A 16,164-nucleotide genomic window follows, 5' to 3' on the forward strand; every position below is an offset into this window, starting at 1 on the left:
CTGGGTTCTGATGTTCCAATGGAAGGAATTGCCATGAAATTTCTCATCTCGTGCACATGCGTGATGCTGATCGGCATCTCAGCTGCGTATGCCGATCAAAATTTCCACGACAAATATGGCAGCTCGCTCGGTCATATCGATGACGATGGAAATATATATGACAAGTATGGCAGCTACCAAGGCCGCGTTAACAAAGACGGCAACAGGTACGATAGGTACGGCAGCCTCCTTGGTCGAAGCGATTCCAACGGCAACCAATACGATAAGTACGGAAGCTATCTTGGTCGTATTAACAGCGATGGAAGCATGTATGACAAGTACGGTAGCTCACGCGGCCGAGTTAATAGCGACGGCAACATTTATGACCAATATGGTAATCACCGTGGTCGCATTAGCCGCTGACTAGGATAGGAAGAGAAGAAAAATACCGCTACTTGATGAAAGTGACGTACCAGATTTCTGGTCGGCACTTGTTGCGGCTGGATATGCCAAGGACGATTTTGAACCGATTGAAATCGAAGATAAGCCACAGACATCAGGCTTCTATGCGCTTCGTGGTAAAGCTGCCGTCCGAAGATAATTGACTGCAGTCACACGCGAGAGTACAAGGTGTCTGACTACGGTTTTACTGCCTAGATGCTGGGAAATCATAGTCTGACACCGTTTCCTCATGTGAAATTTCCTGAAAAATCTACAGCAAAGGTATATGAAAAAAATAGCACCTCGAGCATGCATTCCATTTATTATTGTTGCAACGCTTGGAATGACGGCGACATGGGCTCAAGATCTCACCATTCCCCAAAAAAATGCTGTTCGCTCGGCCAAGCAATACCTTAGCTTTGCGGGTTTCTCACGCAATGGACTGATTGGTCAGCTGTCGTCGGATGCGGCTGATGGCTACAAAGTTGCGGATGCGACGGTGGCAGTGGATAGCCTCAACGTCGATTGGAACAAGCAAGCTGCGAGATCCGCAAAGAACTATGTAGACATGATGGGCTTTTCGTGCAAAGGCCTCATTCAGCAGCTTTCGTCGAATGCGGAAAAATACACCAATAGCGAAGCAACCTATGGCGCGCGAGCGGTGGGTGTGTGCGAATAGACGGATTGCAGAATGCGATCATTGAGAATGACATCCCGGAAACCGGTCGTTTGCCAGCATTGACCTGCACAGCCCAAAGCCGCTAGGATTGCAGACATGGCTACTCGCTCCAAATCCCTCTTTTCGCTGGTCCGTGCATGTTGTCAGAACGTGCCGGGGGAAACTGCGCCTAGCAATTAGCTATACGTTGAATCAATCGCCTCTGGCCGCCCGTTGCAAAACCGGCGGCTTTTTTGTTTTTTGCCTGCACCCTTCGATACGGAGAGAGTTGATGCCACTTGCGTTGTATGACACCTGGTCGCGTACCGTGCGCCCGTTCACGCCTATCCACGCTGGCCACGTCGGCATGTATTGCTGCGGACCCACCGTCTACGACCATGCGCATATTGGCAATCTAAGAACGTATGTGTTTGAAGACATTCTGCGCAGGGTACTCATACGCAACGGCTACGAGGTCCGTCATGTCGTTAATATCACCGACGTCGGTCATCTGACTTCGGATGCCGACGAAGGCGAAGACAAGATGGAAAAAGGTAGCAGGCGGACCGGGGAGTCCGCCTATGCTATTGCTCAGCGCTACACCGAGGCCTTCATCGCGGATTGGCATGCCCTCAACTTGCTGGAGCCGACGGTATGGTGCCGCGCGACCGATCACATCGCCGAACAGATCGCGTTTATCGGCGAGTTGGATCGGTCCGGCTACGTGTATAAGACCGACGACGGTCTTTATTTCGACACAAGCAAGCAGGATGACTACGGCTTTCTGGCCCGGCTCGACCGTGCCGGTCTGCAAGCGGGCAAGCGCGTAGCACTTGGCGCGAAGCGGAACATCACGGATTTTGCGCTATGGAAGTTCAGTCCGGAGGGCGTAGCGCGGCAGATGGAATGGGATAGCCCATGGGGGCGTGGATTTCCGGGCTGGCATATTGAGTGCTCGGCCATGTCGGCGAAACATCTCGGCATCTGGTTCGACATCCACTGTGGCGGAGAAGACCATATCGCCGTGCATCACAGCAACGAAATTGCGCAAACACAGGCAGCTTACGGCACTCGCCTTGCGAACTTCTGGATACACGGACATTTTCTGACACTCAATGCCGACAGCAAGATGTCGAAGTCGAGCGGGGATTTTGTGCGCTTGCAGACCTTGCGCAGTCGGAACACAGATCCGCTTGCCTACCGCTACCTGTGCATGACAGCTCACTACCGGAGCAAGCTGCATTTCAGTTGGGCGTCGCTTGGTGCAGCGCAGACAGCCTTGAACCGGCTGCGGCATCTCTATTCTGGCTGGCCGGACGGTGGCCGCGTCGATCCGGATTTCGCCGCGCGCTTCAACGCCGAATTGAATGATGACCTGAATCTGCCGAGGGCATTGGCCGTGCTATGGGAACTCGTCAAGAGCGAGCTCCCGCCTGCCACCTTGAAAGCGACTGTGGACAGCTTTGATTTGGTACTGGGCCTCGGGTTACGCGATTGGAGGCCAGTAGCGTCTGACATTCCGGAAAGTATCCGGGCGCTGCTCGGTGAACGCGCTCAAGCCCGAGAGGCAAAGAACTGGGCCAAAGCCGATGAGATACGGAAGGTGTTAAACACCCAAGGCTGGAGAGTCGAGGATGGCAACGACGGGCAACGCCTGACTGAAATCGCCACGCCCCTCACCGATATCGCAAGCTAGCGGTAACAGCATGGGCCTCGCGTACTTAAATGGGTGTCAGACTACAATTCTCATCGAGGTTCGACCGCAGCCGCCGAAATCAAGAAAGGCCACGGAAACGCAAGCGGCTGCGGGGGCGATCATCCGACGATCGCAGCGGAAACCGATCACCCCCGGCGCGGGCGTTCAGGCGGTCAGGAAGCGCAAGACTTCGGCCCAATCGTTCGTCGACAGGGCGACGTCTTCGTAGTCGCCAGCTTCTTCGTCGTAGCGCGAAACGCAGAAGCGCTGGCTTCTGCCGGATTCGCGGTCGGCGTAGTTGGCGTAGTCGACATAGACTTTCAAGCTGCGCTCCTCGTTCTCGAATGAGGGAGCAGCGTCGATGTAGCTCGATGTATCGAAATACCCTTCGGGCAGGGGCGGCAGGGTTGCTATGTCGAAGTCGGGAAATTCGCGGCGCAGTCGTTCAAGGTTCATAAGGGAAGCAAGTGGAGGCTGGAGACCTGACATTTTACGTTGCTCCGTGTCACTCGCCACGATGGCTCCCGAAACCGAGTTTGGAAATGACGTTTATGACCGTCCAGACAGAAGCCGTTACACGAAAATCTCGAACATGACAGGCAGAACTCTCAATCAATCAGAGCTCGACTTTTTCCATGGCGAAGGGTACTTGCGATTGAGCGGTGCACATTCCAAGCGCTGTCTGACGCCGCTTCGGGAGCGCATTCTGCGAGAGCTATCGCGGCTCAAGGTCTGGGCCGGCGGAAAAAGTCTTGGCAGTTCACTGAACAATTTGTCGCCGTTTCAGCAGATCGCAAAGCTATCCTCGATGGTGAAGATTGCGGATCTGGATGAAACACTGAACACGGCGGAAATTCGCAGCGCAATCGCTGACCTTACCGGCAGAGTCCCGCAATCCAGCCTGGGCACGCAGCCCTTGCTGTCGCTGCCTCATCAAGGACCATGGTCTCTGGGCAGCCTGAACTGGCACGTTGACCTGGCGGCGAAATCCGGCGCTGAGATCCCCGGCATCCAGGTGTTCTATCTGATCGACGACGTTGTTGAACACGGGGGCGCAACTTTAGCGCTGGCCCGTTCTCATCGCGTGGCGGGTGTAGCGGCTGGGAGGCTTCGTGGATCGTTGAAATCGCCAGGCGATCTCGAAGCTGTTCTCAGCACGTCCGACACCAAGATCATCGAGATGTCGGGACGGGCTGGCGATGTTTTCTTGATGGACATGCGCGTGCTGCACACCCCATCCGTCAATTCGTCCAGCCGTATCAGGATGATGGCCACGACGCGTTTCGGTCTGCGCACGAGCAGATAGGGCGGGATCTGCTGGGAGTTGCGGCGTCAACCGCTCGTCTTTTGTGCCGGGAAAAATTGGTGTCAGACTACAATTTCGATGTTCATGCCCGCGTTCGGTTTTTGCATTACCAAAGACCAAGTCGGTGAGTTGACGGCGTGGCTAAATAAATCCGGCGATTTCGCAATGATCGCAAGCGACGGGCAGGGACGATGGCGTGCCGTGCAGCCCGTGACCTGGACCATTGGGAAACGCCTATGCCTCTGGCACACGCCCGATGGGCCCTTGCCACTCCTCCCGGCAGACCCACGCCAGAAAAAAGGTACCGTACCTGACCCCTGGTCCGGGTGGGCGGAATTGCGTTCGCGCGATCGCAGCCACTTGCCACCGGAATACCAAGAAGTCAGCGCAGCCCAACGGGACAGTCCGTACTTCGGGCCCGGCCATACGGGAATCTTCTGGCTGAATTCGCGCTCGCTACGCCATCCAGACCACCGCCCGCATAGTCGGCAACGGCGCGTCCGAACCCGACGCAACGGGCTCGCCGCCGTTGGACGCCTGGTCGGTGGCTGCGTTGATGGGAGGAGTGGAGGGCATGTGCGAGCATGTGTGCACTTTGACCGACGCTATGTTGGAACAAGCGCTGCACGATGAGGACAATCGGGATGAGGACGGCGCGACGCATGACGCGCCGGCGTCGGTCCAGTAGCACCGACGAAATGGTGTCCGCCTGGAGTTTTCGCGGTCTCGACGGGGCAGTTGATGCCGAGGCCGACGCGGACATCGCTTTCTCCTTCCGACAGTGGCGTTGGCGGAGGTCCCAACGGCGGCGACCAAACGCCCAAGTGCGAATAAGGGATAACCCTATCCGCCATCATCCACGAATAAAATTCCTACATAACCGGGAATTTATATCGTTTTGAGGAACACCCCCTGGGGCCTTGTAATGCGTGTTCGCTTAACGCTGTCCACGCATTTACCCCAGACTTATGAATCCCATCGGATACCGCATTCTTCCCCGTACCGGCCCGGCCGTCGCTGCCGACGTGCTAGCCGGTTTCGCAGCCATCGGCTCGGCCCAGATCAGCGATTGCATGAACCGCCTGTATGGCGTCAGCGGGCTGCGTCCGCTGCATGCCTGCAATCAGCGCACGGTGGGCCTGGCGCTGACCGTAAAGACCCGGCCGGGCGACAACCTGATGATCCACAAGGCGATTTCGCTGGGCGGCGCGGGCGACGTGATTGTTGTCGATGGCGCGGGCGATACCAGCAATGCGCTGGTGGGCGAACTGATGATGATGGATGCGCAGTCGCGCGGCATTGAAGGTTTTGTGATCGATGGCGCGGTGCGCGATCTGGATGTGTTCGCGCAGGGCGAGTTCGGTTGCTATGCGCGGGCCGTGTCGCACAAGGGACCGTACAAGGATGGTCCCGGCGAGATCAATGTGCCGGTATCGGTGGGTGGCCAGGTGGTCAACCCGGGCGACGTGGTGGTGGGTGACGCGGATGGCGTGGTGGTGATTCCTGCCGAGCATGCGGCGGCCGTGCTGGCTTTGGCTCAGAAGAAGGAGTCCGACGAGGCGGTGGCGAAGGAAAAGCTGCGCGCCGGCACCTATACCAAGCCCTGGCTGGAGAAGACTTTGGCCGAGAAGACGGGAGCCGCGAAATGAGCCAGACCCCGAGCCAAACCCAAACCCCGCAGCCCACCAGCATCGTCGCTGACCGCATCAAGCGCATCAAACTTTCGCCCAGCGTCGCTGCGCGCGCCATCATCGCCGAACTGCGCGAACAGGGCCGTCGCATCATCGATCTGACCATCGGCGAGCCGGACTTCTCCACACCGGAGCACATCCGCCTGGCAGCCACCGCCGCCATGAACCGGGGCGAAACCAAGTATCCGCCGGCCCAGGGCACAGTGCCGCTGCGCCGCGCCGCTGCCCAGCATTTGCTGGAAGCGACGGGCGTCGATTATCCAGCGGGGCGCATCATTGTCAGCACGGGCGCCAAGCAGGTGATCTTCAACGGTCTGGCGGCGACGCTGAATGATGGCGACGAGGTGCTGATCCCGGCGCCGTTCTGGGTGTCGTACCCGGACATGGTGCTGGTCAATGGCGGCGTGCCGGTGGCGGTGGAGACTACGCCGGCGACGGGTTATAAGGTCACGCCCGAGGCGCTGGAGCGCGCGATTACGCCGCGCACCAAGTGGCTGATGATGAACGCGCCCAGCAATCCGACCGGCTCGGTCTACACTGCGGACGAGCTTCGCGGCCTGGCCGAGGTGCTGAAGCGCCATCCGCATGTATGGCTGATGACGGACGATATCTACGCCCGCCTGAATTTCACGGACGAGCCGACGGTGCATCCGCTGCAGGTCGCGCCTGAGCTGGCGGCGCGCACGCTGGTGGTCAATGGCGTGTCCAAGGCTTATGCCATGACGGGCTGGCGCATCGGTTACGGCGCGGGTCCTGACGAGTTGATCAAGGCGATGGCGATTCTGCAGTCGCAGAGCACGTCGGGCGCGTCGTCGGTGAGTCAGGCGGCGGCGCTTGAGGCCTTGTCGGGTCCGCAGGATTGCGTGGCCGAGTTTGCCCAGGTGTTCCGCCAGCGCCGCGATCTGGCGATTGCGGAATTGGCGGGTACGCCGGGCCTGGAGATCGTCGTGCCGCAGGGCGCGTTCTACGTGTTCCCGGACTGCTCGGGCCTGTTGGGCAAGAAGACGCCGGCGGGCGACGTGATCGCGACCGATACCGACCTGACGCACTATCTGCTGCGCGAAGCCGGCGTGGCCGTGATCGACGGCCATGCCTATGGCGCGCCGGGCACGTTCCGGCTGTCGTTCGCGGCGTCGCTGGACGATATCAAGCAGGGCTGCTCGGCCATCCGGGAAGCCTGCGCCAAGCTGGCCTGAGGGCAGGGCGGGCATTCCGTACACCACACAACCACACAAGGGGAATCAAGCATGAAACGCCATACTCTTTTCGCTGCCTGCCTGGGCCTGGCTACGCTGGTCCTGGGCGCCTCGGCCCAGGCCGACCAGGTGGATGACATCAAGGCGCGCGGCGAGCTGATTTGCGGCACGCTGGGCACGTCGCAGCCGTTCAGCTTCCAGGACGCGGCGACGCGCCAGCTGGTGGGCTACGACGTGGATGTCTGCAAGCTGGTTGCGGACAAGCTGGGCGTGAAGATCAGCTACAAGCTGCTGTCGGTGGCGGCGCGGGTGCCGGAATTGAATGAAGGTCGGGTCGACATCCTGGCGGCCAACCTGGGTTTTTCGCCCGACCGCGCGCAGCAGATCGCTTTCAGCCACGCCTACTACGTGAGCCCGCAGAAGCTGCTGGTGCGTAAGGATTCGGGCCTGGAGACGGTGGAATCGCTGAACGGCCGCCGCATCGGCGCGACCAAGGGTTCCAGCTCGGAACGCGAGATCAAGCGCATCCTGGATAAGTCGCAGGTGATTGGCTATGGCGACAGCTCGGCCACTTATCTGGCCCTGCAGCAGAAGAAGGTGGACGCACAGTTCGCTTCCGAATTGGTGTTGGTGCGCCTGGTGCTGCAAAGTCCGCCCACGGCGCCCGTCAGCGTGATCGCCAAGTCGGTGTTCGACGAGCCTTGGGGCCTGGGCGTGCGCAAGACGGAGCCGCGTTTCCTGGAAACGGTGAACCAGGCGCTGGACGAGGCTGAGGCCTCGGGCGTGGCCGCCAAGCTGTTCGACAAGTGGTTTGGTCCGGAGACGCCGTACAAGCTGGAGCGCGGCTTCAAGATCGGCCCGATCGCGGGCTGAGCAGGGTCCGGAAGTACCACCGCGAGTCCCACGTCACGGGTTCCGGCGCCGCATCCAGCGGGCGGCCGGAACCCGTGGCGTTTGGCCTGAGCCTCGCGATAGCAGGAGATTGATTGTTTTATGAGCCTACTTGACGCTTCCCAATACCAGCTGCTGCTGAGCGGCATGGCGGTGACCGTACAGCTGTTCCTGGTTGCCTGGGTCATGGCCTTTGCCATCGCGGTGACGCTGGTGGTGGTGCGCGCGACCAATCTGGCGCCTTGCCGCTGGCTGGTCGACGCCTATGTGGAATACCACCGCAACGTGCCGTTGCTGGTGCAGGTGCTGTTCTGGTACTTCGGCATGCCCGAGCTGCTGCCGGAAGGTTTCCGCATGTGGCTGTACCAGCACAACGCCGAGATGTCGCTGGCGGCGATTGCGCTGGCGCTGGGGTCGGCCGCTTATATCGCGGAGGACATCCGCAGCGGTTTGCGCGCCATTCCCTTTACGCAGTTCGAGGCTGCCCGCGCGCTGGGCGCGAGCTATCTGCAATGCATGCGTTTCGTGATCGTGCCGCAGGCGGTGCGGATTTCGATTCCCCCGCTAGTGGGGCGCGCGCTGCTGCTGTTCAAGAACACCAGCGTGGCCATGGCCATCGGCGTGATGGAGCTGACCTACCAGGCGCGCGAGATCGAAAACGAAACCTACCGCACCTTTGCCACCTTTGGCGCGGCCACGATCATGTACCTGCTGGGATCGTTCCTCATCATGCTGATTGGATCGCGCGTCTATGACCGCTATCGCCTGAACCGGGGAGGCCACGGTGCTTGATTTACTGTCTCAATACTGGCCCACGCTGCTGGTCGGCCAATATCCCAACGGGCCGCTGGGCGGCCTGGCGCTGACGCTGATCCTGGCCGCTTGCGGCCTGGCCCTGTCGCTGCCGCTGGCGCTGTTGATTGCGCTGGCGCGGGTCAGCCCCTACGGCTGGCTGCGCACGGCCAGCAAGGCGCTGGTCAACGTGGTGCGCGGCATGCCGCTGCTGATGCTGATCTTCTGGGCGTACTTCGTGGTGCCCAAGCTGACCGGCCAGGTGATCAGCGGCTTCTGGACGCTGATCTTCGCGCTGGTGGTCTATGAAAGCGCCTATCTGTCGGAAGTGATCCGCTCGGGCATCGAGGCGGTGCCGCGCGGCCAGATCGAGGCCTCGCGCTCGTTGGGCGTGGGCTACTGGACCACGATGCGCCGGGTAGTGCTGCCGCAGGCGCTGTTCAACGTGCTGCCCAGCATGACCAGCCAGTTCGTCTCCACCATCAAGGAGACGTCGCTGGGCTATGTCATCAGCGTCAACGAGCTGACCTTCGCGGCCAATCAGGTCAACAACCTGGTGCTGACCAAGCCGCTGCAGGTTTTCGGCATCCTGGCCATCATTTATTTCCTGGTGTGCTTCAGCCTGAGCCGCGGGCTGAGCTGGCTGGACCTGCGTATCCGCCGCTCGCGCGCCATGGCTTGAAGGAACAAAACATGATCAATCTTGAAAAAGTGAACAAGTGGTACGGCGCGCATCATGTGCTGAAGGACGTGGATCTTTCGGTGGCGCGCGGCGAGGTGCTGGTGGTCTGCGGCCCGTCGGGCTCGGGCAAGTCGACCATGATCCGCACCATCAACCGGCTGGAGCCGATCGAGAAGGGGCGCATCCTGATCGACGGCAAGGACATCTACGCCAAGGGTTCGGACCTGAACGCGCTGCGCCAGCAGATCGGTTTCGTGTTCCAGCAGTTCAATCTGTTTCCTCATATGAGCGTGCTGGAAAACGTGATTTTTGCACCCGTCAGCATCCGCAAGCAGCCGCGCAAAGCGGCGGTGGAACTCGCGCGCGGCCTGCTGGCGCGGGTGGGTCTGGAGCACAAGATCGACGCCTATCCGGGTTCGCTGTCGGGCGGCCAGCAGCAGCGCGTGGCGATCGCCCGGGCGCTGGCCTTGCAGCCGCCGGTGATGCTGTTCGACGAACCGACCAGCGCGCTTGACCCGGAGATGGTGGGCGAGGTGCTGCAGGTGATGAAGGGCCTGGCCAAGGACGGCATGACCATGGTGTGCGTGACCCACGAAATGGGCTTTGCGCGCGACGTGTGCGACCGGGTGGTTTTCATGGACGCGGGCGAGATCCTGGAGATGGACACGCCCGAGCGCTTCTTCAGCGCGCCCTCGCATCCGCGGGCGCAGCGCTTCCTGGCCGACATCCTGCATCCGCGCGGCTGAGGCGGGGGCGGCGGGCGTTGCCATGATGGTAAGGTGAGGGTTTCCATGCGCTTCGCATCGACCGCCGCGATGTACACCCTCAAACAGCTAGAGGCTTTCTACTGGAGTTCCCAGCTGGGCAGCTTCAGCGCGTCTTCCCGCAAATTGCACACCACCCAGTCGGCGGTCGCCAAACGGGTGGGCGAACTGGAAGCCTTCGCCGGCGCGCCGCTGTTCGAGCGCCGCGCCAAGAAGCTGATCATGACCGCGCAGGGCCGCAAGCTGTACGAGCTGGCGCGCGAGATGCTGGACCTGAATAGCCGCATCGTGCAGAACATGGCCGATCCGGCCAGCTTCGAAGGCGTGGTGCGGCTGGGCGTGACGGAACTGGTGGGCATGACCTGGCTGGCGCGGCTGATCAGCCAGATCAGCCTGCGCTATCCGCGCGTGCAGCTGATGCCGGAGATCGACGGCGGCATCACGCTGTACGAAAGGTTGGAGCAGGATGAACTGGACCTGGCCATCATGCCCGGCCCGTTCTGGGGCTACCAATACGATTGCGTGCACCTGGGCGCGGTCACCAACGTCTGGATGGCCAGCCCGGCCCTGGACATCGATTTTTCCGCGAAGCTGACGCCGCAGGACCTGGCGCCGTATCCGGTGATTTCGCAACCCACCAATTCGGCCTTGTCGCATCTGTACGATGCCTGGTTCGCGGAACAGGGCCTGCCGGTCAAGCGCGTGCTGACCTGTAATAGTTTGGGGATGATGGCGCAGCTGACGATGCTGGGCCTGGGCATCAGCTATCTGCCGGGTGCGTATTTCGCGCCGCTGGTGGAGCGCGGCGCGCTATGCCAGCTGGACGTGCAGCCCGACCTGCCCACGATCAATTACTACGCGGTGCACAAGAAGAACATCGTCAACCCGGTGGTGGCCCGGGTGATCGATATTGCGCGCGAGGAATGCGCTTTCGAGGTGGCGGGGGCATTCCTGCCCCATGTGCCGCCGGCGGTCAGGCCGCCGCAGGCGTAGCGCGGGGCCGGCGTTGCGCCGGCCCCGCCTTTGGTCATCAACCGCAGCGAATCGCGGTCATGACGTCCTTATCATCCACGATCAAATTCAAGCGCGTAGCGTTGTACTCCATCGTGACCAACTGCCCTGGACGCAGCATGCGCGCAGTGCTGCTGCCGCTGCGGGTACGCAGGTCTTCCATCACGGACGCAGTGGCTTTCTGGCCGATCTGGGATTGCAGCGAAGATGCGTCGCAGGTCTTGCCGCCGCCCATGGACGACGAAGAACCGTAGGACGACCCGCCATAGCTGGTTCCGGCGTCAGCAGCGGACGAGGAGCTGGAGGAGCTGGACGCTGCCGGCGCGCTGGATGAGCGCGGGGCGCCGGTGTTGGCGCACGCGGTCAGGCTGGCGACCAGCAGGAAAGGGATCAGCTTTCGGATCATGTAACGCTCCTTACAACAACACGTCTGAAAAAAGCCATGATAGACCAGCGCGGGCGCGCTGTGACCGACGCCGGGCAGGGCCGCAAGCGCCGTTCCTGAGCGCGGCTTCGATGATCCAAATTTTGCATTGACACTAAAGTTTCATAAGAATATATTTCTGAAACCATAGTTTCATAGGCGGGATCATCATGACTTCGGTGTTGCAGGAGCGCATCCTCGCGCTGCAGGACAGCTTCACGGACAGCGAGCAGCGGTTGGCCAGCGTGACCCTGGAGTGCCTGGGCAATATCGCGGCCTATTCGGGCGCCGAGCTGGCGCAGAAGGCGGGCGTGTCCAAGGCGACGGCGGGGCGGTTCTTCCGGCGTCTGGGCTACGAGAACTTCAACGAGGTGCGGGCGCAGGCGCGCGACGAGGCCGACCGTGGGTCTCCGCTGTACGAGATGGCGGGCGTGCGTCCGCCGGACGCGACGGGGGATGCGTTGGCGGAGCATCTGGCCACGGACTTGCAGAACCTGGCGCAGACCTTCGAGCGCCTGGACAGCCGCGACGTGGAGCGGGCCATCGAGCTGTTCGCTGGCGCTCGCCGCATCTGCATTGCGGGCTTTCGCAATGGGCGGGTGCTGGCGCAGTACGCCTGGGCCTTGCTGACGCAGCTGCGCGACGGGGTCGCGCTGGTGCCGGGCGCGGGTTTGAACCTGGCGGAGGATCTGGCTGATCTGGGGCCTGACGACGTGTTGCTGGTGATGGATTTCCGGCGTCGCGTCACGCTGCTCAAGCCCATTGTCGAACATGCGAACCGGGTGGGCGCGAAGGTCGTGGTGTTGACCGATCCCACCGCCACCGAATTGCCCGCGCGCTCGGACCTGGTGTTGCGATGCGTGAACAGCGGCGCGGCCGTGTTCGATTCCTACGTCGCGGCCACCAGCGTCATCAATCATCTGTGCTCGGCCCTGGCCCGGAAACTCGGGGCGGCCGCGCGCGAACGTCTGCAGAACATAGAACGCCTGCACGAACACTACGGCGACTTGCATCGCTGAATTCCAAGAGGAGACTGACTTGAACCATCCCATTCCGAACGTCCGGCTACAGTACGCGCCCAATCCGGCCTTCGAATCCGCCGCGCCTTACGGCCAACGGCAGCTGGACGTGCTGGGCGGCCAGGCCTATGCGCAGGCCGAGGCGCAGATCCGCCGCTGGCCCGGCTATCAGCCTACGCCGCTGCGCGATCTGTCGGGCCTGGCGCGCGCCGTGGGCGTGGCGGGCATCCGGTACAAGGACGAGGGCGGCCGCTTCGGGCTGGGCAGCTTCAAGGCCCTGGGCGGTGCCTATGCCGTCAGCCGCCAATTGCTGCGGGAATTGGCGGTCAAGCTGGGGCGCGACGATCTGTCGGTGGACGACTTGCTGTCCGGCCGCTACCGGGAGCTGACGCAGGCCATGACGGTGACCTGCGCGACAGACGGCAACCACGGCCGTTCGGTGGCCTGGGGCGCGCAACGCTTCGGTTGCCAGTGCGTGATCTACATCCACGCGACGGTCAGCGAAGGCCGCAAGCGGGCGATCGAGCAATACGGCGCGCAGGTCGTGCGTACGCCGGGGAACTACGACGACTCGGTGCGCCAGGCGGCGCAAGACGCGGCGCGGCTGGGGCGATATGTGGTCTCGGATACGTCGTATCCCGGCTATATGGAGGTGCCCAAGGACGTGATGCAGGGGTACGCCGTGATGGCGGACGAGGCCTTGCGCCAGTTGCGCGAGGCGGGCGATGGCGAATTGCCGACGCACGTGTTCCTGCAGGGCGGCGTGGGCGGGCTGGCTGCCGCGGTCTGCGCGCATTTCTGGGAGCAACTGGGCGAGCGCCGTCCGCGTTTCATCGTGGTTGAGCCGGACAAGGCGGCCTGCCTGTACGAGAGCGCCCGCGCCGGCAAGCCGGTGGCGGTGCACGGCGATCTGGATACCGTAATGGCCGGGCTGGCCTGCGGGGAAGTGTCGCTGCTGGCGTGGGAGGTGCTGCATCCCGGTGCGCAGGCTTTCCTGACGGTTGACGACGAGGCGGCGCTGGAGACGGTGCGTTTGCTGGCAAGCGGCAAGTATGGCGACGCGCCCATCGTCGCGGGCGAGTCGGCCGTGGCGGGGCTGACCGGCTGCCTGGCGGCGCTGGCCGATCCGGCGGTGCGCGATGCGCTGGGCCTGGACGCTGACAGCCGCGTGCTGGTGTTCGGCAGCGAAGGGGCGACCGACCCGGAACTGTATCAACGCATCGTCGGCCGGAGCGCCGCCGAAGTCGAAGCCGAGGCCATGGCATGACTGGCGTCACGCTTGAGACCGGCCGCGAGGCCGTGCGGATCGATGGCGCCCGCCTGTTGCGCCGCATTGCCGATCTGGCGCAGGTCGGCGCCATTGAGGGCGGCGGCGTGTGCCGTCTGGCGCTGACGGACGCGGACCGGCAGGGACGCGACCTGGTGGTGCAGTGGATGCGCGAACTGGGCCTGGCCGTGACGGTGGACGGCATCGGCAATGTGGTGGGCCTGCGGGCCGGGCGCAAGGCCGGTCCGCCCGTGATGACGGGGTCGCACATCGACACGGTGCGCACCGGCGGTCGCTATGACGGCAACCTGGGGGTGCTGGCGGGGCTGGAAGTGGTGGCGGCGTTGAACGACGCGGGCGTGGTCACTGAAAGGCCGATAGCGGTGGCGTTCTTCACCAACGAGGAAGGCGCGCGCTTTGCGCCGGACATGATGGGCAGCCTGGTGTTCCAGGGCGACCTAGCGCTGGAGGACGCGCTGGCCACGGTCGGCATAGACGGCACCTCGGTGGGCGAGAACCTGGCCCGCATCGGCTATGCCGGGACGGCCCCGGTAGGCAATAACCAGGTGCATGCCTTTGTTGAACTGCATGTGGAGCAGGGGCCGGTGCTGGAACATGAGGGCTACACCATCGGCGCAGTGACGGGCGTGCAGGGCATCCACTGGATCGAGTTCACCGTGCGCGGGGTGTCCAACCATGCCGGCACCACGCCGATGGCGTTGCGCCATGACGCCGGCATCGTGGCGGCGCGCATCGCGTGCTTTGCGCGGGATCTGACCGTCGAGTTGGGGGCGGGCCAGTTGGCGACTGTGGGGCAGGTGAATCTGTTTCCCAACCTGATCAACGTCATCCCCAACCGCGCGACCTTCACGCTGGACCTGCGCAACACCGACGGCGCGGCCTTGCAGGAGGCGATTGCACGCTGCATGACGTATGCGGCGCAGGTTGCCGCGGATGAAGGGGTGGAGCTGAGCCATCGGGTGCTGGCCGATTTTGCGCCGGTGGCGTTCGACGAGGCCATCGTCGGCCGGGTCGAGGACATCGCGCGCAGCCGCGGGCACCGCGTGCGGCGGCTGCCCAGCGGCGCCGGGCACGATGCCCAGATGCTGGCGCGCATGTGCCCGACGGGCATGGTGTTCGTGCCCAGCGTGGGCGGGCTGTCGCACAACGTCGCCGAATTCACGCAGGACCAGGATATCGAGGCGGGCGCCGGCGTGTTGCTGGAACTGATGCTCGAACTCGCAGAACAATGAAACCGTAGGAGACTGAACATGTCACGCATCATCAATGTCGCGGCCGCGCAGCTGGGGCCGATCCAGCGCAGCGACACGCGTCGCGACGTCGTCGAGCGCCTGCTCGCGCATCTGCGCCAGGCCCATGCCATGGGCTGCCAGCTGGTGGTTTTCCCGGAGCTGGCGCTGACGACTTTCTTTCCGCGCTGGTACATGGAAGATCCGGCCGAGATCGACGCGTTCTATGAAAGCGAGATGCCCGGTCCGCAGACCCGGGTGCTGTTCGAGACCGCGCGCAAGCTTGGCATAGGCTTTTACCTGGGCTATGCGGAGCTGGCGTTGGAGCAGGGCGTCAAGCGCCGCTTCAACACGTCGATCCTGGTGAACCAGAACGGCGACATCATCGGCAAGTACCGCAAGGTGCATTTGCCCGGGCATGCCGAGCACGAGCCGTGGCGCGCTTTCCAGCACCTGGAAAAGCACTACTTCGAGCCGGGTGACTCGTTCGACGTCTGGCGCGGCTTTGGCGGCGTGATGGGCATGGCCTTGTGCAATGACCGCCGCTGGTCCGAGACCTATCGGGTCATGGGCTTGCAAGGCGCGGAAATGATCCTGCTGGGCTACAACACGCCGGTGCACAACCCGCCGGCGCCCGAGCACGACGACCTGTCCATGTTCCACAACCATCTGGTGATGCAGGCGGGCGCCTATCAGAACGGTACCTGGGTGGTGGGCGTGGCCAAGGCCGGCAAGGAAGAGGGCTGCGAGATGATAGGCGGCAGCTGCATCATCGCGCCGTCGGGCGAGATCGTCGCCGCCTGCTCGACCAAGGGCGATGAGCTGGCGATCGCGCGCTGCGACCTGGATCTGTGCCTGTCCTACAAGAGCACGACTTTCAATTTCGACCGCCACCGGCGTCCCGAGGCTTACGGCCTGATCACGGAACGCAGAGGTGCGGTGGAACCAGCGCCGGAGGCGGCGGTAACCGCCTGACCTGCGGCGTGGCCAGCGCGGACGGTCGATAGACCGTCCGCATAACCGGCCCGGACGTTCCCTTCCCATAAAAAACAGCATGCGGGCGCCCCGAGCGCCTGCAGGGGAGCGTTCGGCCTAAA

Annotated in this window: 17 protein-coding genes; 15 read left to right on the forward strand and 2 right to left on the reverse strand. The window is 62.6% G+C overall.

Features of this window, described 5'->3' with window-relative positions:
- Nucleotides 1-33 precede the first annotated feature (33 nt).
- The 3 genes from IAG39_RS14685 to cysS all read left to right on the forward strand — a co-directional run bounded on the left by IAG39_RS14685 (nucleotide 34) and on the right by cysS (nucleotide 2,774).
- Complete coding sequence (locus IAG39_RS14685; RefSeq protein WP_124260401.1) at nucleotides 34-402, forward strand: 5-fold beta-flower protein; 369 nt, start codon at nucleotides 34-36, stop codon at nucleotides 400-402.
- 304 nt (nucleotides 403-706) lie between these two features.
- Nucleotides 707-1,099 carry an Ltp family lipoprotein gene (locus IAG39_RS14690; protein WP_118934259.1) on the forward strand — a complete coding sequence of 131 codons (393 nt, stop codon included), beginning with the start codon at nucleotides 707-709 and terminating at the stop codon, nucleotides 1,097-1,099.
- Nucleotides 1,100-1,370: 271 nt separating this feature from the next.
- Nucleotides 1,371-2,774, forward strand: coding sequence for a cysteine--tRNA ligase (cysS, locus tag IAG39_RS14695; protein WP_118934261.1), 1,404 nt, complete (start codon nucleotides 1,371-1,373; stop codon nucleotides 2,772-2,774).
- A 165-nt stretch (nucleotides 2,775-2,939) separates the two neighbouring features.
- Here cysS and IAG39_RS14700 read toward each other — a convergent pair whose 3' ends face one another.
- Nucleotides 2,940-3,230 (reverse strand): hypothetical protein, encoded by a 291-nt coding sequence (locus IAG39_RS14700; protein WP_059380392.1) that lies wholly within the window; start codon nucleotides 3,228-3,230, stop codon nucleotides 2,940-2,942.
- Between the two features lie 136 nt (nucleotides 3,231-3,366).
- Here IAG39_RS14700 and IAG39_RS14705 point away from each other — a divergent pair, with 136 nt between their 5' ends.
- The 8 genes from IAG39_RS14705 (at nucleotide 3,367) to IAG39_RS14740 (ending at nucleotide 11,089) form a co-directional block, all read left to right on the forward strand.
- Entirely contained in the window at nucleotides 3,367-4,080 is a 714-nt protein-coding gene (locus tag IAG39_RS14705) for a phytanoyl-CoA dioxygenase family protein (protein WP_118934263.1), read from the forward strand.
- Between the two features lie 968 nt (nucleotides 4,081-5,048).
- Nucleotides 5,049-5,729, forward strand: a complete 681-nt coding sequence (locus IAG39_RS14710; RefSeq protein ID WP_118934265.1) for an RraA family protein — start codon at nucleotides 5,049-5,051, stop codon at nucleotides 5,727-5,729.
- Nucleotides 5,726-6,967 (forward strand): aminotransferase class I/II-fold pyridoxal phosphate-dependent enzyme, encoded by a 1,242-nt coding sequence (locus IAG39_RS14715; RefSeq protein WP_118934266.1) that lies wholly within the window; start codon nucleotides 5,726-5,728, stop codon nucleotides 6,965-6,967. The genes IAG39_RS14710 and IAG39_RS14715 overlap by 4 nt, the downstream gene beginning before the upstream one ends.
- Nucleotides 6,968-7,018: 51 nt before the next feature.
- Nucleotides 7,019-7,840: an ABC transporter substrate-binding protein gene (locus IAG39_RS14720; RefSeq protein ID WP_165867950.1), complete on the forward strand. Its 822-nt coding sequence runs from the start codon at nucleotides 7,019-7,021 to the stop codon at nucleotides 7,838-7,840.
- A 120-nt stretch (nucleotides 7,841-7,960) separates the two neighbouring features.
- Nucleotides 7,961-8,650 carry an amino acid ABC transporter permease gene (locus tag IAG39_RS14725; RefSeq protein ID WP_118934268.1) on the forward strand — a complete coding sequence of 230 codons (690 nt, stop codon included), beginning with the start codon at nucleotides 7,961-7,963 and terminating at the stop codon, nucleotides 8,648-8,650.
- Complete coding sequence (locus tag IAG39_RS14730; RefSeq protein WP_013394168.1) at nucleotides 8,643-9,332, forward strand: amino acid ABC transporter permease; 690 nt, start codon at nucleotides 8,643-8,645, stop codon at nucleotides 9,330-9,332. Before IAG39_RS14725 ends, IAG39_RS14730 begins: the two co-directional genes overlap by 8 nt.
- 11 nt (nucleotides 9,333-9,343) lie before the next feature.
- On the forward strand, nucleotides 9,344-10,078 hold the full coding sequence (locus tag IAG39_RS14735) for an amino acid ABC transporter ATP-binding protein (protein ID WP_118934270.1): 735 nt from the start codon (nucleotides 9,344-9,346) through the stop codon (nucleotides 10,076-10,078).
- 45 nt (nucleotides 10,079-10,123) lie between these two features.
- Nucleotides 10,124-11,089 carry a LysR family transcriptional regulator gene (locus IAG39_RS14740; RefSeq protein WP_118934272.1) on the forward strand — a complete coding sequence of 322 codons (966 nt, stop codon included), beginning with the start codon at nucleotides 10,124-10,126 and terminating at the stop codon, nucleotides 11,087-11,089.
- Between the two features lie 37 nt (nucleotides 11,090-11,126).
- On the opposite strand, the gene IAG39_RS14745 is transcribed toward IAG39_RS14740, so the two are convergent.
- The gene (locus tag IAG39_RS14745; protein ID WP_059380390.1) at nucleotides 11,127-11,513 is read right to left on the reverse strand and encodes an I78 family peptidase inhibitor; all 387 of its coding nucleotides are present in this window, start codon (nucleotides 11,511-11,513) and stop codon (nucleotides 11,127-11,129) included.
- 188 nt (nucleotides 11,514-11,701) lie between these two features.
- On the opposite strand from IAG39_RS14745, the gene IAG39_RS14750 reads away from it, so the two are divergent.
- Genes IAG39_RS14750 through IAG39_RS14765 form a run of 4 tightly spaced genes read left to right on the forward strand, consistent with a single transcriptional unit; the run spans nucleotide 11,702 to nucleotide 16,042 of the window.
- Nucleotides 11,702-12,550 (forward strand): MurR/RpiR family transcriptional regulator, encoded by an 849-nt coding sequence (locus IAG39_RS14750; RefSeq protein WP_082400960.1) that lies wholly within the window; start codon nucleotides 11,702-11,704, stop codon nucleotides 12,548-12,550.
- A 19-nt stretch (nucleotides 12,551-12,569) separates the two neighbouring features.
- The gene (locus IAG39_RS14755) at nucleotides 12,570-13,817 is read left to right on the forward strand and encodes a diaminopropionate ammonia-lyase (RefSeq protein WP_118934274.1); all 1,248 of its coding nucleotides are present in this window, start codon (nucleotides 12,570-12,572) and stop codon (nucleotides 13,815-13,817) included.
- A complete protein-coding gene (locus tag IAG39_RS14760; RefSeq protein WP_118934276.1) occupies nucleotides 13,814-15,070 on the forward strand; it encodes a M20 family metallo-hydrolase in 1,257 nt (418 codons plus the stop codon). Before IAG39_RS14755 ends, IAG39_RS14760 begins: the two co-directional genes overlap by 4 nt.
- Nucleotides 15,071-15,088: 18 nt before the next feature.
- Nucleotides 15,089-16,042: an N-carbamoyl-D-amino-acid hydrolase gene (locus tag IAG39_RS14765; RefSeq protein ID WP_118934278.1), complete on the forward strand. Its 954-nt coding sequence runs from the start codon at nucleotides 15,089-15,091 to the stop codon at nucleotides 16,040-16,042.
- Nucleotides 16,043-16,164: the final 122 nt, after the last annotated feature.

The sequence above is a fragment of the Achromobacter xylosoxidans genome, assembly GCF_014490035.1.
Classification (GTDB): domain Bacteria; phylum Pseudomonadota; class Gammaproteobacteria; order Burkholderiales; family Burkholderiaceae_B; genus Achromobacter; species Achromobacter bronchisepticus_A.

What these genes read in the sequence shown, in the direction of transcription:
- IAG39_RS14685 (WP_124260401.1), top strand. Translation starts at nt 34, where the DNA reads ATGAAATTTCTCATCTCGTGCACATGCGTGATGCTGATCGGCATCTCA.
- IAG39_RS14690 (WP_118934259.1), top strand. Translation starts at nt 707, where the DNA reads ATGAAAAAAATAGCACCTCGAGCATGCATTCCATTTATTATTGTTGCA.
- cysS (WP_118934261.1), top strand. Translation starts at nt 1,371, where the DNA reads ATGCCACTTGCGTTGTATGACACCTGGTCGCGTACCGTGCGCCCGTTC.
- IAG39_RS14700 (WP_059380392.1), bottom strand. Translation starts at nt 3,230, where the DNA reads ATGAACCTTGAACGACTGCGCCGCGAATTTCCCGACTTCGACATAGCA.
- IAG39_RS14705 (WP_118934263.1), top strand. Translation starts at nt 3,367, where the DNA reads ATGACAGGCAGAACTCTCAATCAATCAGAGCTCGACTTTTTCCATGGC.
- IAG39_RS14710 (WP_118934265.1), top strand. Translation starts at nt 5,049, where the DNA reads ATGAATCCCATCGGATACCGCATTCTTCCCCGTACCGGCCCGGCCGTC.
- IAG39_RS14715 (WP_118934266.1), top strand. Translation starts at nt 5,726, where the DNA reads ATGAGCCAGACCCCGAGCCAAACCCAAACCCCGCAGCCCACCAGCATC.
- IAG39_RS14720 (WP_165867950.1), top strand. Translation starts at nt 7,019, where the DNA reads ATGAAACGCCATACTCTTTTCGCTGCCTGCCTGGGCCTGGCTACGCTG.
- IAG39_RS14725 (WP_118934268.1), top strand. Translation starts at nt 7,961, where the DNA reads ATGAGCCTACTTGACGCTTCCCAATACCAGCTGCTGCTGAGCGGCATG.
- IAG39_RS14735 (WP_118934270.1), top strand. Translation starts at nt 9,344, where the DNA reads ATGATCAATCTTGAAAAAGTGAACAAGTGGTACGGCGCGCATCATGTG.
- IAG39_RS14740 (WP_118934272.1), top strand. Translation starts at nt 10,124, where the DNA reads ATGCGCTTCGCATCGACCGCCGCGATGTACACCCTCAAACAGCTAGAG.
- IAG39_RS14745 (WP_059380390.1), bottom strand. Translation starts at nt 11,513, where the DNA reads ATGATCCGAAAGCTGATCCCTTTCCTGCTGGTCGCCAGCCTGACCGCG.
- IAG39_RS14750 (WP_082400960.1), top strand. Translation starts at nt 11,702, where the DNA reads ATGACTTCGGTGTTGCAGGAGCGCATCCTCGCGCTGCAGGACAGCTTC.
- IAG39_RS14760 (WP_118934276.1), top strand. Translation starts at nt 13,814, where the DNA reads ATGACTGGCGTCACGCTTGAGACCGGCCGCGAGGCCGTGCGGATCGAT.
- IAG39_RS14765 (WP_118934278.1), top strand. Translation starts at nt 15,089, where the DNA reads ATGTCACGCATCATCAATGTCGCGGCCGCGCAGCTGGGGCCGATCCAG.